Source organism: Sphingobium xenophagum NBRC 107872, from assembly GCF_000367345.1.
GTDB lineage: Bacteria > Pseudomonadota > Alphaproteobacteria > Sphingomonadales > Sphingomonadaceae > Sphingobium > Sphingobium xenophagum.
In genome coordinates this window covers 69,662-75,760 of record NZ_BARE01000032.1, presented here as the reverse complement: position 1 = coordinate 75,760, position 6,099 = coordinate 69,662, and the positions used below count along the sequence as shown (strand labels likewise).

Annotated in this window: 5 protein-coding genes; 3 read left to right on the top strand and 2 right to left on the bottom strand. The window is 63.7% G+C overall.

What is annotated here, in order from left to right:
- The first annotated feature begins 92 nt into the window (after positions 1 to 92).
- From mazG to SX1_RS14885, 3 genes are all read left to right on the top strand, one after another.
- Positions 93 to 872 carry a nucleoside triphosphate pyrophosphohydrolase gene (gene mazG, locus SX1_RS14895; RefSeq protein WP_019053637.1) on the top strand — a complete coding sequence of 260 codons (780 nt, stop codon included), beginning with the start codon at positions 93 to 95 and terminating at the stop codon, positions 870 to 872.
- Complete coding sequence (locus SX1_RS14890; RefSeq protein ID WP_019053636.1) at positions 836 to 1,348, top strand: GNAT family N-acetyltransferase; 513 nt, start codon at positions 836 to 838, stop codon at positions 1,346 to 1,348. Before mazG ends, SX1_RS14890 begins: the two co-directional genes overlap by 37 nt.
- Positions 1,349 to 1,462: 114 nt before the next feature.
- Positions 1,463 to 1,999, top strand: a complete 537-nt coding sequence (locus tag SX1_RS14885) for a tetratricopeptide repeat protein (RefSeq protein WP_255209771.1) — start codon at positions 1,463 to 1,465, stop codon at positions 1,997 to 1,999.
- Between the two features lie 8 nt (positions 2,000 to 2,007).
- Here the strand turns inward: SX1_RS14885 and hflX are convergent, their stop codons facing one another.
- Both hflX and alaS read right to left on the bottom strand, forming a co-directional pair.
- Positions 2,008 to 3,342, bottom strand: coding sequence for a GTPase HflX (gene hflX, locus SX1_RS14880; RefSeq protein ID WP_019053634.1), 1,335 nt, complete (start codon positions 3,340 to 3,342; stop codon positions 2,008 to 2,010).
- 4 nt (positions 3,343 to 3,346) lie between these two features.
- Positions 3,347 to 6,004, bottom strand: coding sequence for an alanine--tRNA ligase (alaS, locus tag SX1_RS14875; protein WP_019053633.1), 2,658 nt, complete (start codon positions 6,002 to 6,004; stop codon positions 3,347 to 3,349).
- Positions 6,005 to 6,099: the final 95 nt, after the last annotated feature.

Below are 6,099 nucleotides of genomic sequence, written 5' to 3'. Positions count from 1 at the left end.
TATATATTATCGCACTAAGATCGCGCCTGTCTGGCCATCCCCCGGCAGAGCCACTATCGCCATTTTGACTCCATCATCATCGCAGGTTCCCCATGTCCAAAGCCAGCCCCGCCGACATCATGCCGCTCGCCAATGTCATGGCGCAGTTGCGCGATCCCGATACCGGCTGTCCGTGGGACATCGAACAGGATTTCGCCTCGATCGCGCCCTACACGATCGAGGAAGCCTATGAAGTCGCCGACGCCATCGAGCGCAGCGACATGGTGGCGCTGCGCGACGAACTGGGCGATCTGCTGCTGCAAGTGGCATTTCACAGCCGGATGGCCGAACAGGCCGGGCATTTCAGCTTGCAGGACGTGATCGACGGCATCACGCAAAAGATGATCCGGCGGCATCCCCATGTCTTTGGCGACGGCCTGGCGCGGGAGGACGGCCATGCCCAGTGGGAAGCGATCAAGGCGGCTGAGCGGGCCGAAAAGGAGCCTGACCCCAGCGCGCTGGCCGGGGTAGCGATCGCCCTGCCCGCATTGTTGCGCGCGGAAAAATTGCAGAAGCGCGCGGCCCGGACCGGGTTCGACTGGCCCGATAGCGATGGCGCGATCGCAAAGATCGTCGAGGAACTGGACGAGGTGCAGGGCGCGACGACACAGGCCGAGCGCGAAGAGGAAGTAGGCGATCTGCTGTTCGCCGTCGTCAACCTCGCACGGCATTTGAAGGTTGACCCGGAAGTTGCTTTACGCGCTGGCAATGCCAAGTTCGACCGGCGGTTCCGGATCATGGAAACGCTGGCCGGAGAGGCCTTTGCCGCTCTGCCGCTCGCTGAAAAGGAAGCGCTGTGGCAGCAGGCCAAGCGCGCGGGGATGCCAGCGTGATCCGCGCGGTTTCGCCTGCCGATCATGACGCAATCTGGGCGATATTGGAGCCGGTGATCCGCGCCGGCGAAACGCTGGCCATCCCGCGCGATATGACGCGGCAAGCCGCCCTCTCCCTCTGGCTGTCGTCCGATCGCACCGTGCGCGTGCTGGAGGAAGACGGCGCCGTTCTGGGCATATTCTATGTACGCGCCAATCAGATGGGTGGCGGCGCACACGTCGCCAATGCCGGCTATGTCGTGGCGCAGCACGCAACCGGACGCGGCATCGCGCGCCGCATGTGCGCCGCTTCGCTCGATCTGGCACGGGCGCAGGGTTTTCGCGCGATGCAGTTCAACTTCGTGGTGTCGTCAAATGTGCGTGCCGTTGCCTTGTGGCAGGATATGGGCTTTGCCGTGGTCGGGCGGTTGCCGGAGGTGTTTGATCATCCTGCCCTTGGCTATGTCGACGCGCTGGTGATGTTCCGAGCGTTGTAAAGGGCGCATCGGTGCCAGACATAGTCCAGAAAAGGTTTGGAATTAAAACTCATATTTGACAGTTGCTTGACAATGGCATAGCCTAAACCTCCAGATATGTTGGAGGAATTTGCGATGCGCCTGACGATCCTTTTCCCACTCCTGTGTGCCGTGGCAGTTCCTGCCTATGCCCAGCAAAATGGCACCGGCATTTCGGGCATTCATTTCGACGCCGGCAGTCCGATGGGCGTGGTGCCTATTACAGGCTTTGGCCCGGACAATTTTAAGGGCGGCAATCGGTCGACGTCGTTGGAACATGCGCGGCAGTTGATCGCATCGGGTGATCTGATGCAGGCCGACAAGCTGCTTGCAACCGTGATTGGCGAAACGCCCAGCCGCGAGGCGCGATTCCTGAAGGGCGTGACGAAGCTGGGCCTGGGTGATGCCGCTTCCGCCCGTCGCTATTTCGAACAGAGCCTCTATCGCGGTCGCAACGGTCATCCCGGCGCGATGTCTGGGCTGGCCATCGCCGAAATTAAGCTCGGCAATGTTGATGCCGCGCGGGATATTTTGCACAAGTTGCAATATCAGCAGGAAAAATGCGGCCATAGCTGCGACCGCGCGGGATCGCTGAAACAGGCAGTCGGCGTAGTCGAGAAGGCGCTGGCGTAACGCCAGCCCTACCCCTGCCCGCGCTTTCCGAACCGTGCGAAGGCGGCGTCCGATAGCCGCACTTCGACACGGGTTTCCTCGCCCTGCGCGTCGCTAGACAGCACTTCGCCATGCTCATGGAGCCAGGCGAGCGCCGCGCCGTCGGCCGCCGCGATGCGCAGGCCATAGACTTTGGCACCGGCGGTCATCTTGGTGCTGATGGCGCGTTGCAGGTCGGCGACACCTTCCCCTGTCAGCGCCGAAAGGATCACGACATCGTCGCGGCGCGACGCTGTTTCCCGCGCCAGCGCTTCGGCTTCCGGGTCGAGCAGGTCCAGCTTGTTCCACGCCTCGATAATCGGCGGCGCGGCAGGCTCGTCTTCGGCGCGTTCTAACGCCCCCTCCCCGGCCACGCCCAGTTCGCTCAGCACGTCCAGCACATCGTCGCGCTGGGCATCGCTGTCGGGGTGGGCAATGTCGCGAACATGGACGATCAGGTCGGCGGACAGCACTTCCTCCAGCGTCGCGCGGAAGGCGGCGATAAGCTGGGTCGGCAGATCGGAAACGAAACCCACCGTGTCGGACAGGATCGCCTTGTCGAGGCCGGGAAGCGCGATCTGGCGCATGGTCGGATCGAGCGTTGCAAAGAGCAGATCCTCCGCCATGACGTCAGCCCCTGTCAGGCGATTGAAAAGCGTGGATTTTCCGGCATTGGTATAGCCGACCAGCGCGATCACCGGCCAGGGTGCGCGCTGCCGCCGGGCGCGGTGGAGGCCGCGGGTGCGGGTGACCTGATCCAGTTCCTTGCGAATCTTGGCCATGCGGTCGCGAATCATGCGCCTGTCCGCCTCGATCTGGGTTTCGCCGGGACCGCCCAGAAAGCCGAAGCCACCGCGCTGCCGCTCCAAATGGGTCCAGCTGCGCACGAGGCGACCCGCCTGATAATCGAGATGGGCAAGCTCGACCTGCAACCGGCCTTCATTGGTGGCCGCGCGTTCGCCGAAAATTTCGAGGATCAGGCCGGTCCGGTCGATGACCTTGGCGCCGACCGCCTTTTCCAGATTGCTCTGCTGAACCGGCGTCAGGGCGTTGTCGACGATGACCAGTTCAGCCTCTTCCTGGTTCACCAGTGTGGCGATCTGATCCACCTGACCGCTGCCGAACAGTGTCGCCGGCTTGCGATCGCGCACGCGGAACGCCTGCGCCGCGCGCACGTCGATGCCGATGGCAAGCGCCAGACCGCCCGCTTCCTCCAGCCTTGCTTCGCTGTCCCGGCGTTCCGGTCCGTGTGTTTCGGCATGGACGACCACGGCGCGAGCGCCGCGGGCGACTTCATCATCGGAATCGCGGTTGAATATGGCCATGAGGTTAGCCGGGACTCCCCGCAAGCCTGGCCTTGACCGCGTCGATCGCCGCCGCCGCCTTGTCGCCGTCCGGGCCGCCGCCCTGCGCCATGTCGGGACGGCCACCGCCACCCTTGCCGCCCAGCGCTTCTACGCCGGTGCGGACCAGATCGACCGCGCTGATCGTGCCGGTCAGATCGTCGGTGACGCCCACGGCAATGGTCGCGCGGCCATCGACCACCGCTACGATCGCGGACACGCCGCTACCCAGCATTTTTTTATTGCCGTCAACGATGCCGCGCAGTTCCTTGGGGTCCAGCCCTTCGATGACCTGCGCCATGAAGCTGACATTGCCGACCTGTTCCGGACCTGCCGGGGCCGCGCCCGATGCGCCGCCGCCCAAAGCCAGCGCCTTCTTCGCTTCGGCCAGTTCGCGTTCGAGCTTGCGGCTCTGTTCCACCAGCGCGGCGATGCGGGCCGGCACATCTTCCGGCGCGGTCTTGAGCGTGGCGGCGGACTGGCGCAGCTTGTCCTCACGATCGACCAGCCAGAGGCGCGCGGCCTCCCCGGTCAATGCCTCGATCCGGCGGACGCCGCTGGAAACGGCGCTTTCCGATACGATCTTGAGCAGGGCGATGTCGCCGGTCGCGCGGACATGGGTGCCGCCGCAAAGTTCGACCGAATAATGATTGTCGTCCCCCCGCCCCATCGAAAGGACGCGGACCTCATCGCCATATTTTTCGCCAAACAGCGCCATTGCGCCCGCCGCGATGGCGTCGTCGGGCGTCATGAGGCGGGTCGTGACCTCCTCATTATGGCGAATCTGCGCGTTCACATCCGCCTCTATCCGCGCGATCTGCGCATGGGTCAGGGCGTCAGGATGCGAGAAATCGAAGCGCAGCCGATCGGCAGCGACCAGACTGCCCTTCTGCGTCACATGCGCGCCCAATTCCCTGCGCAGCGCAGCATGGAGCAAATGGGTAGCGCTATGATTAGCGCGGATGCGGTCACGGCGTTCGACATCGACGCTCAACTGCACCGTGTCGCCGACCTTGACGCTCCCCGCCTCGATCATCGCGCGGTGGGCGTGCAGGCGACCGAGCGGCTTGGCGGTATCCTCAACCTTTGCCGACAGGCCGCCAAGCGAGGCGATGAGGCCCGCATCGCCCATCTGGCCGCCGCTTTCGCCATAAAAGGGCGTCTGGTTGGTGATGATGGTGACCGTGTCGCCCACGCCGGCGCTATCGACGCGCGCGCCGTCCTTGACGATGGCCTGCACTTCGCCCTCACCCTTGGTGGAGGCGTAGCCGACAAATTCGGTGCTGCCGAGCGTTTCGGCAATGTCGTACCAGATGTCGTCCGAGGCTTTTTCGCCCGATCCTTTCCAGGCGGCGCGGGCAGCGGCCTTCTGCTCCGCCATGGCGGCGTCAAAACCCGCGCGGTCGACGCCCAGCCCCTGCGTGCGCAGCGCATCCTCGGTCAGGTCGTAGGGAAAGCCATAGGTGTCGTAGAGCTTGAACGCGGTTTCGCCCGGCAGCGTGCCGCCTTCGCCCAGCCCCGCAGTCGCTTCGTCCAGCAGACGCAGGCCGTTTTCGAGCGTGCGGCGGAAACGGGTTTCCTCGCGCAGCAGCGTTTCCTCGATCAGCGGCTGGGCACGGACCAGTTCGGGATAGGCACCGCCCATTTCGGACACGAGGCTGCCGACCAGGCGATACATCAACGGGTCTTTGGCGCCGATGATGTGCGCGTGGCGCATGGCGCGGCGCATGATCCGGCGCAGCACATAGCCGCGACCTTCATTGGCGGGCAGCACGCCGTCTGCGATCAGGAAGCTGGTGGAGCGCAGATGATCGGCGATGACGCGGTGGCTGGCCTGGAGGTCGCCATCGGTCGCGGTGCGGGTGATCGCGCCGCTTTCGGCGATCAGCGCCTTGAACGTGTCGGTATCATAATTGTTATGAACGCCCTGCATGACGGCGGCGATCCGCTCCAGCCCCATGCCGGTGTCGATCGACGGCCTGGGCAATTCGCTGACGATCTCATTGGCTTCCTGCTCATATTGCATGAACACCAGGTTCCAGATCTCGACGAAGCGGTCGCCATCTTCCTCCGGACTGCCGGGAGGGCCGCCCCAGATATGGTCGCCATGATCGTAGAAGATTTCCGAACAGGGGCCGCAGGGGCCACTGTCGCCCATTGCCCAGAAATTATCCTTGGTCGGGATGCGGATGATCTTGTGATCGGGAAGGCCGGCGATCTTCTTCCACAGGTCGAACGCCTCGTCATCGGTGTGATAGACGGTCGCGGTCAACTTTTCGGCCGGAAGCCCCCATTCCTTGGTCAGCAGGGTCCAGGCATGGGTGATTGCCTGTTCCTTGAAATAGTCGCCAAAGCTGAAATTGCCCAGCATTTCAAAGAAGGTATGGTGGCGCGCGGTATAGCCGACATTGTCGAGATCATTATGCTTGCCGCCCGCGCGGACCGACTTCTGGCTCGACGTCGCGGTCTTGTAGGGGCGGGTTTCAAGGCCGGTAAAGACATTCTTGAACGGCACCATCCCCGCGTTGACGAACATCAGCGTCGGGTCGTTGTGCGGCACCAGCGGCGCGGAGGGAACGATGGTGTGGCCGTTGGCCCCGAAATAGTCGAGGAAGGAACGGCGAATGTCGTTGGTCGATGTCATGGGGGCGATTTAGTGGGAAGCGGCCCGCCGCACAAGCGGGGCTTTTTGTCGTGGAGGACATTCGCACGTCACGCGGCAGCAACTGTCGATAGCCG